This is a genomic window from Sphingopyxis sp. H115 (assembly GCF_001468465.1).
Classification (GTDB): Bacteria; Pseudomonadota; Alphaproteobacteria; order Sphingomonadales; family Sphingomonadaceae; genus Sphingopyxis.
The window spans coordinates 197149-215490 of sequence record NZ_LNSA01000001.1; the positions used below are offsets into that span (position 1 = coordinate 197149).

Sequence of the window (18342 nt, forward strand, 5' to 3'; positions counted from 1 at the left end):
TTAGGGTCGACGCGGGACCAGTGAAGGAGCAAGGCAAGTGGGAATCCTGCGGACAATCATCTGGATTTTGCTGACCGCCGTGTTGGTGATCTTTGCGATGGCGAACTGGCAGGTTGTGACTGTGACGATCTGGCCCGGTTGGGAAGCCGAAACCAAGCTGCCCCTCGTCATTCTTGCGAGCTTTCTGATCGGGAGCGTGCCGATGTGGATCGCGCTCCGCACGACCCGTTGGTCGCTGAAGCGTCGCCTCGACGCCAGCGAGCGGCAGGCAGCGGATCTCCGCGCACTCGCAAACCGGCCCGTAGAGGTTACACCGGCGACGACTCCGGTGAACGATATCCCGCCAGCCCCCACCGACCTATTTCCATCGGACAAGCCATGACCTCTCCGCTTTACCTCGCCATCGATACCCCGCACCTCGATGCCGCACTGACATTGGCGCAGAAGGTACGGCGCCACGTCGGCGGGCTGAAGCTCGGACTCGAGTTCTTTTGTGCCAACGGCCATCATGGCGTGCATGAAATGGCAAAGCTTGGCCTGCCAATCTTCCTCGATCTCAAGCTCCACGACATACCGAACACGGTCGCCAAGGCGATTCAGGCGCTTCGCCCGCTCGAACCCGCAGTGCTTACGGTTCACGCGGCGGGCGGACGCGCGATGCTCGAAGAAGCGAAAGCGGTCGCCGGCCTCAATACAAAGGTCGTGGCCGTCACGGTCCTGACCAGCCTCGACGCCCCCGACCTTGAGGATATCGGCGTCGGCGGCACTCCGCACGATCAAGTCGTGCGCCTCGCCGCACTCGCTCGCGAATCCGGATGCGACGGCATCGTCTGTTCGGGGCAAGAAGTGAAGGCCGCGCGCAAGGCTTGGCCCGGCGGATTTTTCGTCGTCCCCGGGGTTCGCCCCGCGAATGGCAAAATCGGTGACCAGAAACGGGTCGTCACGCCCGCGCAGGCTATGTCGGACGGAGCTTCGATCCTCGTCGTCGGTCGCCCGATCAGCCAGTCGGCCGACCCTGATCTCGCCGCGCGCGAAATCGAAGCGACGCTTTAAGAGCTTTTATGCCTCCTCTGGTGAAGATTTGCGGGCTGACTACGCCCCAAGGCGTCGACCTCGCCATTCGTCTCGGCGCCACCCACATCGGTCTTGTCCATTATGAACCGAGCCAGCGCCACCTCGACCTGAAAGCGGCGGCGGACCTCCGCAAGCTTGCCGGCTCGCGTGTGAAAGTCGCTTTGCTGCTCGTCAACGCGTCGCAAAAGCTGACGGGCGAGGCGCTGGGCATGGTGCGGCCCGACATCATCCAGTTCCACGGCAGCGAGACGCCCGAATGGCTCGCGGTCGTAAAGCGACTGGTTCCCGCCGAGATATGGAAGGCGGTGGGACTGAAGGACGCCGGCACACTCGAACGGGTGCAACAATATCGTGGCGTCGCCGATCGCATCCTCTTCGATGCGCCGGCTGCGTCGCTACCCGGCGGCACCGGAACCCGCTTCGACTGGTCGCTCCTCAAAAATCATCGACATACGATGGATTGGGGCATCGCCGGCGGCCTGACCCCGGCCAATGTCGCGCAGGCGATCGCCGAAACCGGCGCGCCGCTCGTCGATGTCTCGTCGGGCGTCGAAAGCGCGCCGGGCGTCAAGGATATGGACAAGATCGCCGCTTTCCTTAAAGCGGTCGGCAGATGACGACGTCGCACCCCCTCGTCCTGCGCACCGGAAAACGATGGCGCGGATCGCTTGAGACCTGCTCTTCGAGTGAATGCCCACCCGTAACCGATGGATATGACGATGACCGACGCCCCGACCCTGCCCAACAGCCTTCGTACCGGCCCCGACGAGCGCGGTCATTTCGGCCAGTTCGGCGGCCGCTATGTCGCCGAAACCCTAATGCCGCTGATCCTCGACCTCGAACACCATTATCGCGCGGCGCAGGCTGACCCGGCGTTCAAGGCCGAGTTCGATTACCTGCTGACAAACTATGTCGGCCGTCCGAGCCCGCTGTGGTTCGCGCAGCGGCTGACCGAGCACTTGGGCGGCGCCAAAATCTATCTCAAGCGCGAAGACCTGAACCACACCGGCGCGCACAAGATCAACAATTGCATCGGCCAGATCCTGCTCGCCAAGCGCATGGGCAAGACCAAGATCATCGCCGAGACCGGCGCGGGCCAGCACGGCGTCGCGACCGCGACCGTCGCCGCGCTGTTCGGCCTGCCGTGCACCATCTTCATGGGCGCGGTCGATGTCGCGCGGCAACAGCCCAATGTGTTCCGCATGAAGCTGCTCGGCGCCGAAGTCGTCGCGGTCGAAAGCGGCGCCAAGACGCTGAAGGACGCGATGAACGAAGCGCTGCGCCACTGGGTCGCGAACGTCCATGATACTTTCTACATCATCGGCACCGTCGCTGGACCGCACCCCTATCCCGAGCTTGTCCGCGATTTCCAGTCGGTGATCGGCGACGAGGCTCGGACACAGATTTTGCAGGCGGAGGGCCGCCTGCCCGACATGCTGATCGCCCCCGTCGGCGGCGGATCGAACGCGATCGGCCTGTTCCATCCCTTCCTCGACGACGCCGATGTCGAGATCGTCGGCGTCGAAGCCGCGGGCGAAGGCTTGGACGGCAAGCATGCGGCCAGCCTCGCGGGCGGCAAGCCCGGCATCCTCCACGGCAACAAGACCTATCTGCTCCAGGACAACGACGGCCAGATCACCGAGGCGCACAGCATCTCGGCGGGCCTCGACTATCCGGGCATCGGCCCCGAACATAGCTGGCTCCACGACATCGGCCGCGTCCGCTACGAACCCGTCACCGATGACGAGGCGCTGGCGAGCTTCCAGAAGCTCACCAAGCTCGAAGGCATCATCCCCGCGCTAGAGTCCGCCCACGCCATCGCCGCCGCCGAACGCATCGCGCCGACGCTGGGCAAGGACAAGATCATCATCGTCAATTGCTCGGGCCGTGGCGACAAGGACATCTTCACTGTCGCCGAGGCGTTGGGGGTGAAGCTTTGAAGCAAAGGCGACACGCGATCGCACTGTTCTGGATCGTGGGTGTAATCTGTGTGATGCCCCTGCTTTACTACCTGAACGAAATTGTGGAATGGCCTTGGCTTGCGGATCAACTCGATCAACGCCGCGGTGCTAAAATGATCGCGGCCTATCTGTTATCCCCCTTACTGCTGATTTTGTTATGGCCTAGCAGAAACGAAAGAGACGAATGACCCGCTTCGCCGCCACTTTCGCCAAACCCCATCCCGCGCTCGTCGCCTTCATCACGGGCGGCGATGGTGATACCGCCGCGAACCTCGACGCGCTCGTCGCTGGGGGGGCCGATGTGATCGAGCTTGGCATGCCCTTCACCGATCCGATGGCTGATGGCCCGGCGATCCAGCAGGCAAACCTGCGTAGCCTCGCCAAGGGCACGACCACCGCCGACATCTTTGGACAAGCCGCCGCCTTCCGCCAGCGCCACCCCGACACCCCGCTCGTCCTGATGGGCTATGCTAACCCGATGACGATCCGCGGCGGCGACTGGTTCGCCGCCGAATGCGCCAAGTCGGGAGTCGATGGCGTGATCTGCGTCGATGTTCCCGCGGAAGAAGACCCTGAACTCGGCCCCGCGCTTCGCGCCGCGGGCATCGATCTGATCCGCCTCGCCACCCCGACCACCGACACCGCGCGCCTGCCCGCCGTCCTCGATGGCGCGGGCGGTTTCCTCTATTATGTCTCGGTCGCCGGCATCACCGGCCAGCAACAGGCCGCGCAGGCAAGCATCGACGAGGCCGTCGCGCGCCTCAAGGCCGCGACCGACCTGCCCGTTGCGGTCGGCTTCGGCGTCCGTACCCCCGAACAGGCCGCGCAGATCGCACGCGTCGCCGACGGCGTCGTCGTCGGATCGGCCTTTATCGACATCATCGCCGAGCATGGCGACGCCGCGGCGCCGCATGTCGAGGCTTTCACCCGCACCCTCGCCGATGCTATTCATAGCGCCAAGGAGATCGCCGCATGAGCTGGCTCGACCGCGTCCGCAACGCCCTGCCCTTTACCGCCAAGCGCGATACCGCGGACAATCTCTGGCACAAATGCCGCCAGTGTCAGCAGATGGTGTTCGTCAAGGAATGGGAAGACAATCTCAACGTCTGCCCGCGCTGCGACCATCACGACCGTATCGGCGCCAAGGAGCGCTTTGCGCAGTTGTTCGACGGTGGGCTGCACGAGATGATCGCCGCCCCAGCCGCGCCCGAAGATCCGCTCAAGTTCCGCGACACCAAGAAATATGTCGACCGCATCAAGGCGGCGCGGGCGCAGACCGGCGATCGCGACGCCTATCAGAACGCCTTTGGCCGCATCTCGGGGCAGGGCGCGGTCATCGGTGTTCAGGATTTCGCCTTCATGGGTGGGTCGATGGGCGTCGCCGTGGGTGAGGCGTTCGTCGCGGGTGTCGAGGCTGCGATCAAGCGCGGTGTTCCCTATATCGCGATCACCGCAGCCGGCGGTGCGCGGATGCAGGAAGGCACGCTGTCGCTGATGCAGATGCCGCGCGCGACGGTGGCGCTCGCGCGCCTGCGCCGTGCGGGCCTGCCCTACATCGTACTGCTCACCGACCCGACGACCGGCGGCGTCACCGCCAGCTACGCGATGCTCGGCGATGTGCAGATCAGCGAACCCAAGGCGCTGATCGGCTTCGCAGGCCAGCGCGTGATCGAAAATACGATCCGCGAAAAACTGCCCGAAGGCTTCCAGCGCGCCGAATATCTGCTCGATCACGGGATGATCGATATGGTCGTGCATCGCAAGGATCTGCCTGAGACGCTTGGGCGCCTGATCGGCTTTCTGGCGCCGGAGAAGGCGGCTTAAAGCATGCCAGTCTAACCCCCTTTCGTCACCCCGGGCTTGATCCGGGATCCATTCGGCGACGCGGAAATGGATGGCGGGCCACGTCCGGCATGACGAAGGCGCGACAGGCACCATCAAGGCTTCGACATGCCCGACAACGCCCATAGCTCCGATCCCGCGGTCCAGACCCAACTCGACCGCCTCGCCGCGCTGTCGCCGGGCCGCGACATCCTTGGGCTCGAGCGCATCGCTAAACTGTGCGCACGCCTCGGCAACCCGCAGACCCAACTCCCCCGCACCTTCCACGTCGCGGGAACCAACGGCAAGGGATCGACCTGCGCCTATCTTCGCGCGATTCTCGAAGCGCAGGGACGCCGCGTCCATGCCTATACCAGCCCGCATCTCGTCCGCTTCAACGAGCGCATCCGCCTCGCGGGCACGCTGATCGACAACGCGCTGCTCGCCGCTTTGCTCGAAGAAGTCCTCGACGAAGCCGCGGATTTACAGGCGAGCTTCTTCGAAATCACCACCGCCGCCGCCTTCCTCGCCTTCGCGCGCAATCCCGCAGACGATTGCATCATAGAGGTCGGGCTCGGCGGGCGGCTCGATGCAACGAATATCATCCCGCCTCCTGCAGTCGCCGGCATCGCATCGCTCGGCATCGATCACGAGGCGTTCCTCCTTGCTCCCGAAGCTGGGACGCCCGACGATCCAGCCATGCGCATCGCGTGGGAAAAGGCGGGCATCGTCAAATCCGGTACGCCGGTGGCAACGCTGGCTTATCCGCCGCATGTGCAGGCGATCATCGCCGCGAAAGTTGCCGATGTTGGCGCGACGTTTTTCCCCGAAGGCGAGGACTGGGCGATCGAAGCCGACGGCGAGGCGTTTCGCTGGATTTCTAAATCGGGCTCCGTTGCACCGATACTGCACTCACGGATGCCGGGCGAACATCAGATGCACAACGCCGGGCTCGCGATCGCGATGCTGCGCTTTGCGACCGGTCCGCAGCCGAGCGACGAAGCGATCGCGCGCGGCGTCGCGGACGCCTTCTGGCCGGGCCGTCTGCAACGCCTCGAAGCCGGTCCCCTCGCCAGCCTGCTTCCCGTAAACACCGATATCTGGCTCGACGGCGCGCACAATATCGATGCGGGCCTTGCGCTCGGGCGTCAGTTTGCGGGCGAGACGCGGCGTATCCACCTGATCACGGGGATGCTCGCGAACAAGGACCCTGCCGCGATCGTCGCGCCACTGGCGGCTCACCTTGCCAGCCTGACCGCCGTTCCCGTGCCGGGGCACGAGCATCATGGCGCCGAGGCCTTCGGTGCCGGCGCAAAAGCCGCCGCATCGGTTGCCGACGCGCTGCGCGGGCTCGATGTTGATCCAGCGCGTGATGTCGTGCTGATCGCGGGATCGCTTTACCTTGCCGGCGAAGTCCTCAGCGCGAACTTTCAGTTTCCGGACTGATCGTCTGCGCCGAGGCCTCGGGTATCTCGATTTCGCCCGCCGTCCCGATCGAGCGATCGACCAGCCCGGAGCGCATCATCCACCAGAAGATCAGGATACCCGGCACCGCGAGCACGGTCGTCAGCAGGTAAAAATCGACATAACCGAACGCTTCGATCAGCTTGCCGGCGCTGGTCCCGGTCAGGAAGCGCCCGAGGATGCTCGCCGCTGCCGAGAAAAGCGCGAAATGGGTCGCGGTGAAGCGCAGGTCGGCAAGCGCCGACAGATAGGCGACGACGCAGACCCCGCCGATCCCGCTCGCGAAATTCTCGAATCCGATCGCACCCGCCATGCCCCAATTGCTGTGCCCAGCGGCAGCCAGGCCTGCAAAGCTGAAATTGGAAATTGCCATCAGCACAAGGCTGAGCAGCACCGACCGCTTCATGCCGAGCCGGGCATAGATGATGCCGCCGACGAACACCCCGGCGAGCAGCGCCCAGAAGCCGAGGCCGACGTCATAGAAGGCGATTTCGTCGTTGGTATAACCCAAATCTTCGAACAACAGGCGGAAGGTCAGATTGGCGAGCGTGTCACCAATTTTGTGGAGCAGCAGGAAGAAGAGGATCAGGATCGCCCCCTCGCGCGAGAAAAACTCGGCGAGCGGACCGACCGCACCCTTGTCGGGCGCTTGGCCTTCCCGTGACTTGGTCGGCAGGGCGACGAGCGCCGCGATGACAAGCGCGCCGATGGCCAGCGCGGCGCCCAGCACTGTCGCGCCCACATAGGCGGCGATCATCCCCCAATCGGTCGCCAGCACCGCGGCGAGCGCCAGCGCCGGCAGCGCAATGATCCAGTTCACCTGCCCGCTCCATCCAATATCGCGTGCGCGGCGGGCCGAGAGGTCGAACAGCGGGAACAGATAGCCGACGAGCACCATCAGCGTGAGGATGTCGACGTCGAGCCATCGATCAACCTGCCGCGCGACGAAGAAAGCGATTGGGAAACTCAAGATGAAAATCGCGTAATAGCTGCGCGACAGATAGGCTGGCCAATGACGTTCGATCTTGCGTTCGGGTTCGCCCATCACCAGCCCGGTGATGATCGCGGGCAGGACCAGCGCCGCGCACACCATATAGGCGACGCCCCAGCCCGCGCGTTCGGCAACGACCAGCGCCAATGCGCCCGCCACTGCGGCGCCGATGCGCCAGCCATATTGCGACATGCCCGAACCGGTCCCCAATTGTTCGGGCGCGAGCAGTTCGATGCGATAGGCGTCGATGATGATGTCGAAGGTCGCGCCGGCCAGTCCTACCGAGATCGCGGCTAGCGCCACGACCGCAAGCGACGCAGTGGGATCGAGGTTCCCCAGCACGGTGACTGCGAGAAAGACCAACGCGCCTACGAGAATTAGCCACGACCGCCGCTGGCCGATCCGACCGAGGACTGGAATGCGGAAGCGGTCGATTGCCGGCGCCCACGCCCATTTGAGATTATAGGCCAGGAAGGTCAGTGCAAAGGCCGTCACCGACGATTTCTCGATACCGTCCTGCGCAAGGCGCGTCGTCAGCGTCGCGCCGATCATCGCAAACGGGAAACCCGAAGATATGCCGAGGAACAACGCGGCGAGCGGCGCGGGTTCGAGATAGGGGCGCAAACTGTCGCGCCAGCTCTTCGGTGCCGGCATCGCCGCCTCTGTCGACATGATATTCCCCTTTGCCGCGTGCCGATCGGTCATTGCCGATTTTAACAACGGCCTAAAGCTTCGGGGGTAAATTGGAAGCGGCTAAATCGCGGCCGATCAGCCCTCTGCGCTCGCCCCGCCGCACATCAGGCGGTGGCAGGGCGCCAGAAGGTCGTCAACCCGGCCACCTTGCGCGGCGGCTGATTCTTGCACGCCATTGTTTCGACCGCCTTCAGCGCTGATACGAGCGCCGCCGCGCTGTGCGGCTTGCCGAGACAGGCGATCGCGATATCCTCGGCGTCGGCAGGGCACTGCCCCGTTACCAGCAGCACCGCTATGCCGCGGTCACGCGCCAGGCGCGCCACTTCGCGTCCGGTCATATGTCCGGCGAGGCCAAGGTCGAGAACGACCGCATCCACTGGCTCTGCGGCCATGATGGCCACCGCAGCTTCACCCGAATCGACCGTCGCGACAATATCGTACCCGCCGATTTTCAGCGTGTGCTCATTGTCGAAAGCCGTCAGCGGATCATCTTCGATGATCAGCAGACGCTTGATGCAGGTCGGGCGGTGGCCAAAGAGCATGAGGACTCCCTTTAATGTCGCCATGACTCGCTCCTTTCCGCCGTGCAAGATTGCTTCTGCTTGCCATCGACGAAGCGACACTTTTCCGGCTATGAGCGTGCTCACAAGGCAACACCATTCTCCGACAATAACGACAAGAAAGCCGCATCTGTTCCCATGAGCACACGCCGCCCTCCCCATTCCGCATCGCGCTCGGCGCCCAAATCCGCCGGCGATCGCGACGCCCCCAAGGGACGCCGCGCCGCGCGCGGCGCCGCATCGGTGCTCAAACAGAAACCCGCCGACGCCGAACGCGAGGACGGACCGCAGCGGATCGCGAAGCTGCTGGCGCGCGCAGGTGTTGGTTCGCGCCGCGACGTCGAACGTATGATCGAGGAAGGCCGGATCGCTCTGAATGGCGAGAAGATCGTCCAGCCCGCCCCCCTGCTGGCATCGCTCGACGGCCTGACCGTCGACGGCAATCCGGTCGCCAAGCCCGTATCGACGCGACTCTACCGCTTTCACAAGCCCGCAGGCTGCCTTACCGCCGCGCGCGACCCCAAGGGGCGCAAGACGATCTATGACCTGTTGCCCAAGGATCTGCCGCGCCTGATGCCTGTCGGCCGCCTCGACTATAATACCGAGGGACTGCTGCTGCTCACCAATGACGGGGAGTTCAAGCGCCGGCTCGAATTGCCGGCGAGCGGGGTCGAACGCACCTACCGCGCGCGCGCGTTCGGCGACATTAGTCAGGCTGAGCTCGAAGAGCTTGCGATGGGGATCGAGATCGACGGAGTCCGTTACGGCAAGATCGATGCGAATCTCGAACGCCGGACCGGACGCAACCAATGGATCGAAATGACGCTGACCGAAGGGAAGAATCGGGAAGTCCGCAAGGTGCTCGAACATTTCGGGCTGCAGGTCAGCCGGCTCATCCGGACGCGCTATGGCGCCTTCGAACTGGGCGGGATGCCGCTCGGCGCCGTCGATGTGGTACCGCGCGACGAGTTGTTCAAATTCCGGCGGCAGATGGGATGATGCGGATCATCGCGGGGGAATGGCGCGGTCGCAAGCTGCTCGCGCCCAAAAATGATGCGACGCGCCCGACCGCTGACCGTACCCGCGAGACGCTGTTCTCTATGTTGACGAGCCGTCTCGGCAGTTTCGAGGGGCTCGTCGTTGCGGATCTGTTTGCCGGGTCGGGCGCGCTTGGTATCGAGGCGCTCTCGCGCGGTGCCGGGCAATGCCTGTTCGCCGAACAGGACCGAGACGCGCTCGAAGCGCTACGCAAGAATCTCGAAACGCTGGACGCTACCACCCGCGCCGATATTCGTGCCGGCTCGGTCCTGGGCCTTGGGCCGGCGCGGCGCAGTTACGATCTGCTCATGATCGATGCCCCCTATGATACGGGCGCGGGCAGCGTCGCGCTCGACAAGCTCAATCGCCTTGGCTGGATCGGTGCCGACAGCTGGATATCGATCGAGACCGCGCACAACGAGGCCGTCGATGTCGCAGGCTTTGAGATCGACGCGACGCGTAAGGTCGGCAAGGCCAAGCTGACACTGCTCAGGCCGGGGTAACCGTCCGGCGGACCATTAGCAGGCCGAACCAGCTTACGACGCCAGCGAGCGCCAGGTACAGGCCAACCGTCGCGGTGCCGCCGCGCTCGGCGAGCGCCTGCGCAATGATCGGCGCCATCGCGCCGCCCAATATGCCGCCGGCATTGAAGGCGACCGACGCGCCAGTGTAGCGAAGCTGAACCGGAAATAGCCCCGTGAGCCAGCTTCCGAGCGGCCCATAGACGAGTCCCATGACGAACAGCGCCAACGCGAGGCCGAGGAAGACGAGCGACCAGTTTCCCGAACCCAGCGCCGGTCCGAACGCGAAACCGATGAGAATGGTGGCGCCGCAGCCCCACGTCAGCACTTTCTGTTCGCTCGCAGCATCGCTCCAATAACCCGCGAAGACGATACCGATCGCCATGAACAGGATCGCGCCGAGCTGGACGAGGAGGAATTCTTCCTTCGGATATCCCAGCGCCCGCGTTCCATGTCCGAGTGCGAAACTGGTTGCCAGATAGAAGATTGCAAAACAGGCGACGACTGCGAAAGTCCCCGCAAGCGTCGCAATCAGATGGTGCCGGAACAGGTCGCCGATCGGCATCGCCACCGGCGCCCTTTTTTCCAACGCCTCCGCAAAATCGGGCGTCTCGCCGATCTTGAGCCGAACCCACAGGCCCAGTCCGACGAGTATGGCCGACAGCAAAAAGGGGATGCGCCAACCCCAGGCGGTGAAATCGGCGTCGCTGAGGCCAAGGCCGAGCAGCAGGAACAATCCGTTTGCAGCGATGAAACCCACCGGCGCACCCAATTGGGGGAACATGCCGAACCGCGACTTCCATCCCGGCGGCGCATTTTCGACCGCGAGCAGCGCCGCCCCGCCCCATTCGCCGCCAAGCCCGAAGCCCTGTCCAAAGCGCAATATGCACAGTAAAAGCGGCGCAACCCAGCCGACCATTGCATAAGTGGGCAGGAAGGCGATCAGCAAAGTCGAGGCGCCCATCAGCATCAATGACGCAACGAGAGTCGACTTGCGTCCGATCCGGTCGCCATAATGGCCGAACACGACCGCGCCGACCGGCCGCGCAAAAAAAGCGAGCCCGAAGGTCATGAAGCTGTACATCAGCTGCGCCGAATCCGAACTTTCCGGAAAGAATAGCGGCCCGAACACCAGCGCCGCCGCGGTGCCATAGATATAGAAATCATAAAATTCGACCGCGGTGCCGACAAGGCTCGCGGTCAGAATACGGCGATGCGCGCGATAGGGTGCGAGATCCAAGGCCGACGGCCCTCCAAAGTTTGGCTCGGGCCGCTTTGGACATGATGGGGCGCCTCGCGCAAGGTGAAAAGCGCATCGCCCGTGCTGGACAGCGCCGCCGCTGTTCCCTAATCGTTCGCGCGTGAACATTCCGCCTGCCTCGACGCCCGACCTAACCCGCCCCGATCCGTCGGATCCGCCCTATCTGCGTGGCCTCAACGGCCCGCAGCGGCAGGCGGTACTGACGACCGAGGGCCCGGTGCTGATGCTTGCCGGGGCCGGCACCGGCAAGACCGCGGCGCTGACCGCGCGCCTCGCCCATATCATCGCGACGCGTCGCGCCTGGCCATCCGAAATCCTTGCCGTCACCTTCACCAACAAGGCGGCGCGCGAGATGCGGGAGCGGATCGGGCGGATGATCGGCGACGCGGTCGAGGGGATGCCGTGGCTCGGCACCTTTCACAGCATCGCGGCCAAGATGCTGCGCCGCCACGCCGAACTCGTGGGCCTCCAGAGCAATTTCACCATCCTCGACACCGACGATCAGCTTCGCGTTCTCAAACAGCTCATCCAGGCCGAGGGGCTCGACGAGAAACGCTGGCCGGCGCGGCAGCTTGCCGGCCTCATCGACAAATGGAAGAACCGCGGCCTTACCCCCGCCGATCTCGATGCCGCCGACAAGGACGCCTATGCCGACGGCAAAGGGCAGCATTTCTATGCGCGCTATCAGGCGCGGCTGAAGACGCTCAACGCCTGCGACTTCGGCGACCTGCTACTCCATATGCTGGTGATCCTGAAGACGCACCGCGACGTACTCGAACACTATCAGCAACGCTTCAAATATGTGCTCGTCGACGAATATCAGGACACCAATGCGAGCCAATATCTCTGGCTCCGCCTGCTTGCGCAGGCGCGCAAGAATATCTGCTGCGTCGGCGACGACGACCAGTCGATCTATTCGTGGCGCGGAGCCGAAGTGGCCAACATCCTGCGCTTCGAAAAGGATTTCCCCGGCGCGACCGTGATCCGGCTCGAACAAAATTATCGGTCGACCCCTCAAATCCTGGCTGCCGCCTCGGCGTTGATCGCACAGAATAGCGATCGCCTCGGCAAGACGCTCTGGACCGAACTCGAACCGGGCGACAAGCTGCGCGTCGTCGGCGTGTGGGACGGCCCAGAGGAGGCGCGGCGGATCGGCGAGGAACTTGAGACGCTTCAGCATCGCAAGGTCAGTCTCGACCGCGCCGCGATCCTTGTCCGCGCGCAGTTCCAGACGCGCGAGTTCGAAGACCGTTTCATCGCGATCGGCATGCCGTATCGCATCGTCGGCGGATTCCGCTTTTACGAACGCGCCGAGATCCGCGATGCGCTCGCCTATCTGCGGCTCGTCCAGTCGCCCGCGGACGATCTTGCGTTCGAACGCATTGTCAATGTCCCCAAGCGCGGACTCGGGGACAAGGCGCTGCAACGCATCCACCAGTTCGCACGGGCTGAGCGCGCACCGCTGTTCCACGCCGCCGCGCGCATCACCGAAACCGATGAGCTGACGCCGCAGGCGCGCCGCCAACTCGCGAATTTCATCGCGATGATGCGCGGCTGGCAGGGCAAGGCGAACGAGCTTTCGCATCCTGAGTTGACCCAGCTGATCCTCGACGAATCGGGCTATACTGCGATGCTTCAAGCCGACCGCAGCGCCGAGGCCGCGGGACGCCTCGAAAACCTCTCCGAACTCGTCCGCGCGATGGAGGAATATGAAACGCTCGAGGAATTTCTCGAGCATGTCAGCCTCGTCATGGACCGCGACAATGACGACCAGACTGAGACGGTCACGATCATGACGATCCACGCGGCGAAGGGCCTCGAATTCGATCATGTTTTCCTTGCCGGGTGGGAAGATGGCGTCTTTCCGTCGCAGCGCGCGATGGACGAAGGCGGCACCGCCAGCCTCGAAGAAGAGCGCCGGCTCGCCTATGTCGCGATCACCCGCGCCCGCCAGCGCGCCAGCATCTATCACGCCGCGAACCGCCGCATCTATGGCCAATGGATGAGCAGTATCCCCAGCCGCTTCATCGCCGAAATCCCGCCCGAACATGTCGACAGCGAAAACAGCTTCGGCGGCGGGCAGAGCCTGTGGCGCGCCAATTGGTTGGCGCAGGGCGATCCCTTCGCCCATGTTGCCGAGCGCCAACCCGCCCGCACGATGACGCGCGGCCCCGCCTGGCAGCGTGCCCTCGCCTCATCCTCGACAATCACGCGCGCACCCGCGCCCAGCGAAAAGGGACCGGCGGCGTCGGTTGGAGCCAAGCCGCGATCGGACCTCGCCATCGGGGCGCGCGTTTTTCACGAAAAATTCGGTTACGGCGAAATTATCGACATCGACGGCAACAAGCTCGAGGTCGAATTCGATCAGGCCGGCAGCAAGCGGGTACTCGACAGCTTCGTCAAGCTTGACTGAAATAGATTGTCTACTCTTTCAATAATGATATGCCATTACATGCGACTGCGAGTCGCATGTTGGGAGAGACTTCATGAAAACCAAGCCCTTAGCGGGCGCGATGGCGCTCGCCCTGATCGGCTGTTCCGAAAAAAACTCGGAATCCGTTAGCCATGCCCCGTCTTATGACGTGGTTCCGATGGAGCCGTCGGAAACCGTGTCGCCTTCCGCTCGCGCCGTTCCGGTCCGAGCCGACGCCCTCCCCTCCGAAATGCGCAGTCCCAATATCGGCGTCTCTGCCGCGCCCGGCGTTGCGTTCAACTATTCCTATGCCTTCCGGCTCGATGACAATCGGATCGCCCAGGTCCAGGAAGAACATGCGGCCGCTTGTGAAGCGCTAGGTACCAACCGCTGCCGCATCGCCGGCATGAGTTACCGGCTGGTTCGCGAAAATGAGGTCGAGGCGCAACTCCTGTTCAAGCTCGATCCGGCGATCGCCCGCAAGTTCGGACGCGACGCGCTTTCTAGCGTCCAAAAGGCTGAAGGCGTGCTCGCGGCGACGCGGATCAGCGGCGAAGATATCGGAACCCGGATCAGCGAGTCGCAGCAACGCAGCGCCGACCTGAATGCCGAAATCGCGCGCCTCGAAAATCGTCTCAAACAGGGCGGCCTTGGCGACCGCGAGCGTGCCGAACTGCAACAACAGATCGCCGGAATGCGCCGACAGCTGGATGGCGAGCGCGACTCGCGACGCTCGGGCGAAGCCACGCTTGCCACCACCCCGATGCAATTCGATTATGTCGGTACGGGCGGTTTGCCGGGGATCGGCTATGGCAACCCGTTCAGCGACGCGCTCAACATGCTCGTCCACAGCGGCAGCGTGATGCTGTCGTTTATTCTCGTCCTGGGCGCGGCCATCCTGCCGTGGGCGGCGGTCCTCGCGTTGCTGCTTGTCTTCTGGCGAACCCGGGCGATCCGCGCTGCGCGACAATGGCTTCGCGGCGCGGCGAAACCCGTCGATGCAGCGCCATCGGCCACGGTGTGAGTTACGCGAGGCGTCGCTTGCAGGATCCAGGTCGGATCGGGCAGCGCCGCCAGCGCCCAATTCCCATATCGTAACCGCTGGGTTTACGGAATTTATGAGGGATTGGCATAGGCCCCGCCACTAACGATCGCGAATATCGACGGCGTGCGAAGCAAAAGGTCGCTGGTGGAGCCGAGGGGAATCGAACCCCTGACCTCTGCAGTGCGATTGCAGCGCTCTCCCATCTGAGCTACGGCCCCGCGACGGGCGGGGTCTTAACGGCACCGCATCGCGGAGGCAACGGCTTTTCTGGCGATCGCCGTCGAATATGGGAATGGGGGGATTCCGATGGCCAAGGCATGGCATTTGAGCAGCCGACCTCACGGGCTGCCGACGATGGAAAATTTTTCGCTGCGGGACTTGCCTGACAGCGCACTCGAAGTCGACCAGCTCCGCGTGCGCAACCTGTGGCTGTCGGTCGATCCCTATATGCGTGGCCGCATGAATGACGCCAAAAGCTATGCCGCCAGTTTTCAGATCGACCAGCCGATGACCGGCGGCGCGATCGGCGAGGTGGTCGAAAGCCGGATGGAAGGTTTTACGCCGGGCGACCTGATCCTCCATATGGGCGGTTGGCGCGACGGCGGCATCATCGGCCTCGACATGATGCCGAACAAGCTCCCGGCGGCGGCGCTGGCGGCGGGCATGACGCCGCAAACCTTTCTTCACAATATGGGACTGACCGGCGGGACAGCGTGGATCGGCCTCTTGCGCATTGCAGCAGCGAAGCCTGGCGACACGGTTTTCGTGTCGGCGGCAGCAGGTGCGGTCGGTTCGGCCGTTGTCCAGATCGCCAAGGCGCGCGAGATGACCGTGATCGGATCGGCGGGCGGTTCGAACAAATGTGCGTGGGTGGACGATCTCGGCGCAGACGCGACCATTGATTATAAGGCGGGGCCGGTGCTGCCGCAGCTCGGCGCGGCGCTCGAACGGCTCGGGAAATCGGGTATCGATGTCTATTTCGACAATGTCGGGGGAGAGCATCTCGACGCGGCCTTTGCGACAGCAAACGATTTCGCGCGCTTCGCAATTTGCGGCATGATCGACGTCTACAACGACGGCAAGGCCCAGGAGATGAAATATCTGGTCCGGTCGATCCCCGCACGGATACGGATGGAAGGCTTTATTTACACCGACCAGTTCATCGATTGTATGGAAGAATTTTACGCCGATATGGGCGGCTTGATCGCCAGCGGGGCGGTGACGATCCGCGAAACGGTACATGATGGACTGGCAGCGGCGCCCGAGGCGTTCCTCGGGCTGTTTTCGGGGCGCAACATCGGAAAGATGCTGGTCAGGCTCTGATCAGCCCCGGCCGGCGGCAACCCGACATCAGCTGCCAAAGCCCACCGATAGGAAGTCCGGCATCGGGCCATTCCAGCCGTCGTCAGGGCCATCCTGATCGTCCCGACGAGCCGAAGGTGCAGGCTTGCGGTCGCCGCGGGGCGATTTGGCAGCCTTCGTCTCGACCGGCGCGGACGCGGGCTTGGCAGCTTTTTCCGCCTTCGCCGCACCTTTCCCGCGTCCACCGCGAGCCGATCGGCCGCGGGTCGATTCGGCAATTTCCTTGCCCTGTTCGCTGGCGGCAGCTTCCGTTTCTGACGCGTCTCCGGTGTGCACCGGAATTTTGTATCCGGTCAGCTTCTGGATATTGTCGATCGCCTCGTCGTCGGAGGGGGTGACGAGCGTGAAGGCCCGCCCCTTTGCGCCCGCGCGGCCGGTGCGGCCGATGCGGTGAACATAGTCGTCGGGATGCCAGGGCGCGTCGAAGTTGAAGACGTGGCTGACGCCTTTGACGTCGAGCCCGCGCGCGGCGACATCCGACGCGACGAGGATGTTGATCGTGCCGTTCTTGAACCGATCAAGTTCGGCGATGCGGCTCGACTGATCCATATCGCCGTGGATTTCACCCGCCTTGTAGCGGTAACGCTGGAGCGATTTGGCCAGTTCGCGTACGGTGGTCTTGCGATTGCAGAAGATGATCGCGGTATGGATATCCTCAGCTTCGATAAGGCCGCGGAGCGTGTCGCGTTTGCCCCGTTCCGACGTCTTGACGAGGAACTGCTCAATATTCTCGTTCCGGCTCGCCGGTCGCGCGACCTCGATCGTCTTCGGGTTCGACAGGAATTTGTCGGCCAGCTTCTTGATCGGCGGCGGCATCGTTGCCGAGAAAAGCAGCGTCTGGCGATTCGCGGGCAGCTTGGTGCAGATATTCTCGATGTCTGGGATGAAGCCCATGTCGAGCATGCGGTCGGCTTCGTCGATCACGAGCAGGTTGCAGCCGGTGAGCAGTATCTTGCCGCGTTCGAACAAATCCATCAGGCGGCCCGGGGTGGCGATCAGCACGTCGACACCCTTTTCGAGCGCCTTGACCTGATCCCCCATCTGGACGCCGCCGATAAGCAACGCCATCGAAAGCTTGTGGTGCTTGCCGTATTTTTCAAAGTTTTCCGCGACCTGCGCCGCAAGTTCGCGCGTGGGTTCGAGGATCAGCGAGCGCGGCATCAGCGCGCGAGCGCGGCCATGCGCAAGAATGTCGATCATCGGCAACACGAAAGATGCGGTCTTGCCGGTACCGGTCTGCGCGATGCCGATCATGTCGCGCATCATCAGCACCGACGGGATCGCGCCCGCCTGAATCGGCGTCGCTTCGCTATAGCCCGCCTCGTCGATGGCGCGCAAAAGTTCGTCGGAAAGGCCGAGGTCGGCAAATTTCATAAGGTCGCATGTCCGGAAAAAGAGGTGGCGTCCGGCCTCCCACGCAGGCGAACGTTGCCGCGCGCCTAGGGCAAATGACGAAGAAAAGTCAAGGAAAGGCCGCGATAAACGCGATCAATCGTCGTCAGGCACCGGAACCATCAGGCGAAATTTGTCTATCTCGCACTTCGCGCCCGTCCGCGCGTGGATCTGGTCGCGATCCTCGCAAAGCTGCCCGTCCTTGCTGCCCTGCATGTAGAAACCGGCATAAAAGTCGAGCGCGCGGCACCCCCTATTGAGCTGCGCGCGTAACCGCTGCTTCTGCCGGGTAATCAGGTCGATGCTGTCACGCTGAACTGCCTGCATTCCCATGATATTGCGCATCGCAACGCATTTCGGCGCCTTCTTTTCTTTCCAGACGATCGGGATTTCGGTCGCCCGCCGCGACGGCGCGGGGCCCGCCGCAAAATTGTTGAGCGGCGAGCGCCGGGCGGGCACGCGAATGATCAACTGCTGTTCGATCACCATTTGCCAGAAGGAAGTGTTCTGTTCAGGAAGCGGCGCCGATATCGGGACGAGCGGCTCGGGCAGCATGGGGGGCGTCGTTGCATCGACCGCCGGTGCAGCCGCGATCCACAGAAATGCCGCAGTCAGCACAGCCGCGTTGCCGCTGTTTCGGCGTCCTGACAGAAGATGCTGCTCACCCGTGGCTCCCGCGTCCATGCCCGCTGGACGAAAACATACTATTCGTCCATCGCGGCTTTTAACAAGGATGATTGAACATC

The 18342-nt window shown here is 63.6% G+C and carries 17 protein-coding genes and 1 tRNA gene; 12 read left to right on the forward strand and 6 right to left on the reverse strand.

Translation table 11 applies throughout. From position 1 onward, the window contains the following. Nucleotides 1-37 precede the first annotated feature (37 nt). The 7 genes from ATE71_RS00975 (at nt 38) to ATE71_RS01010 (ending at nt 6302) form a co-directional block, all read left to right on the forward strand. Entirely contained in the window at nt 38-382 is a 345-nt protein-coding gene (locus tag ATE71_RS00975; protein ID WP_058801497.1) for a lipopolysaccharide assembly protein LapA domain-containing protein, read from the forward strand. Then, entirely contained in the window at nt 379-1053 is a 675-nt protein-coding gene (pyrF, locus tag ATE71_RS00980; RefSeq protein ID WP_058801498.1) for an orotidine-5'-phosphate decarboxylase, read from the forward strand. Before ATE71_RS00975 ends, pyrF begins: the two co-directional genes overlap by 4 nt. An 8-nt stretch (nt 1054-1061) precedes the next feature. Continuing rightward, nucleotides 1062-1691 (forward strand): phosphoribosylanthranilate isomerase, encoded by a 630-nt coding sequence (locus tag ATE71_RS00985; protein ID WP_058801499.1) that lies wholly within the window; start codon nt 1062-1064, stop codon nt 1689-1691. A 102-nt stretch (nt 1692-1793) separates the two neighbouring features. Continuing rightward, the gene (trpB, locus tag ATE71_RS00990) at nt 1794-3014 is read left to right on the forward strand and encodes a tryptophan synthase subunit beta (protein WP_058801633.1); all 1221 of its coding nucleotides are present in this window, start codon (nt 1794-1796) and stop codon (nt 3012-3014) included. 205 nt (nt 3015-3219) lie between these two features. After that, entirely contained in the window at nt 3220-4011 is a 792-nt protein-coding gene (gene trpA / locus ATE71_RS01000; RefSeq protein WP_058801501.1) for a tryptophan synthase subunit alpha, read from the forward strand. After that, entirely contained in the window at nt 4008-4859 is an 852-nt protein-coding gene (accD, locus tag ATE71_RS01005) for an acetyl-CoA carboxylase, carboxyltransferase subunit beta (RefSeq protein WP_058801502.1), read from the forward strand. Before trpA ends, accD begins: the two co-directional genes overlap by 4 nt. 126 nt (nt 4860-4985) lie before the next feature. Then, entirely contained in the window at nt 4986-6302 is a 1317-nt protein-coding gene (locus tag ATE71_RS01010) for a bifunctional folylpolyglutamate synthase/dihydrofolate synthase (protein WP_058801503.1), read from the forward strand. Here the strand turns inward: ATE71_RS01010 and ATE71_RS01015 are convergent. Together ATE71_RS01015 and ATE71_RS01020 are read right to left on the reverse strand one after the other, a co-directional pair. Continuing rightward, complete coding sequence (locus tag ATE71_RS01015) at nt 6274-7983, reverse strand: AmpG family muropeptide MFS transporter (protein WP_152998579.1); 1710 nt, start codon at nt 7981-7983, stop codon at nt 6274-6276. The two genes, ATE71_RS01010 and ATE71_RS01015, sit on opposite strands and share 29 nt — an antisense overlap. 125 nt (nt 7984-8108) lie before the next feature. Continuing rightward, nucleotides 8109-8570 (reverse strand): response regulator, encoded by a 462-nt coding sequence (locus ATE71_RS01020; RefSeq protein WP_235587850.1) that lies wholly within the window; start codon nt 8568-8570, stop codon nt 8109-8111. 132 nt (nt 8571-8702) lie between these two features. Here ATE71_RS01020 and ATE71_RS01025 point away from each other — a divergent pair, with 132 nt between their 5' ends. Both ATE71_RS01025 and rsmD read left to right on the forward strand, forming a co-directional pair. Beyond that, nucleotides 8703-9563, forward strand: a complete 861-nt coding sequence (locus tag ATE71_RS01025) for a pseudouridine synthase (RefSeq protein ID WP_082665003.1) — start codon at nt 8703-8705, stop codon at nt 9561-9563. Continuing rightward, nucleotides 9563-10105: a 16S rRNA (guanine(966)-N(2))-methyltransferase RsmD gene (gene rsmD, locus ATE71_RS01030; RefSeq protein ID WP_058801635.1), complete on the forward strand. Its 543-nt coding sequence runs from the start codon at nt 9563-9565 to the stop codon at nt 10103-10105. Before ATE71_RS01025 ends, rsmD begins: the two co-directional genes overlap by 1 nt. Here the strand turns inward: rsmD and ATE71_RS01035 are convergent. Continuing rightward, nucleotides 10092-11363, reverse strand: a complete 1272-nt coding sequence (locus tag ATE71_RS01035; RefSeq protein WP_235587851.1) for an MFS transporter — start codon at nt 11361-11363, stop codon at nt 10092-10094. The two genes, rsmD and ATE71_RS01035, sit on opposite strands and share 14 nt — an antisense overlap. A gap of 121 nt (nt 11364-11484) precedes the next feature. Between ATE71_RS01035 and ATE71_RS01040 the strand changes: the two genes are divergently transcribed. Then, complete coding sequence (locus ATE71_RS01040; RefSeq protein WP_152998580.1) at nt 11485-13797, forward strand: ATP-dependent helicase; 2313 nt, start codon at nt 11485-11487, stop codon at nt 13795-13797. Nucleotides 13798-13870: 73 nt separating this feature from the next. Beyond that, the gene (locus ATE71_RS01045; RefSeq protein ID WP_082665005.1) at nt 13871-14821 is read left to right on the forward strand and encodes a DUF4349 domain-containing protein; all 951 of its coding nucleotides are present in this window, start codon (nt 13871-13873) and stop codon (nt 14819-14821) included. 163 nt (nt 14822-14984) lie between these two features. Here the strand turns inward: ATE71_RS01045 and ATE71_RS01050 are convergent. Next, nucleotides 14985-15060 (reverse strand) — tRNA-Ala (locus tag ATE71_RS01050). Nucleotides 15061-15148: 88 nt separating this feature from the next. Here ATE71_RS01050 and ATE71_RS01055 point away from each other — a divergent pair. Then, nucleotides 15149-16165, forward strand: coding sequence for an NADP-dependent oxidoreductase (locus ATE71_RS01055; protein WP_082665006.1), 1017 nt, complete (start codon nt 15149-15151; stop codon nt 16163-16165). Nucleotides 16166-16192: 27 nt separating this feature from the next. On the opposite strand, the gene ATE71_RS01060 is transcribed toward ATE71_RS01055, so the two are convergent. Together ATE71_RS01060 and ATE71_RS01065 are read right to left on the reverse strand one after the other, a co-directional pair. After that, a complete protein-coding gene (locus tag ATE71_RS01060; RefSeq protein ID WP_058801506.1) occupies nt 16193-17578 on the reverse strand; it encodes a DEAD/DEAH box helicase in 1386 nt (461 codons plus the stop codon). A gap of 114 nt (nt 17579-17692) precedes the next feature. Next, the gene (locus ATE71_RS01065; protein WP_235587852.1) at nt 17693-18280 is read right to left on the reverse strand and encodes a hypothetical protein; all 588 of its coding nucleotides are present in this window, start codon (nt 18278-18280) and stop codon (nt 17693-17695) included. Between the last annotated feature and the right edge of the window lie 62 nt (nt 18281-18342).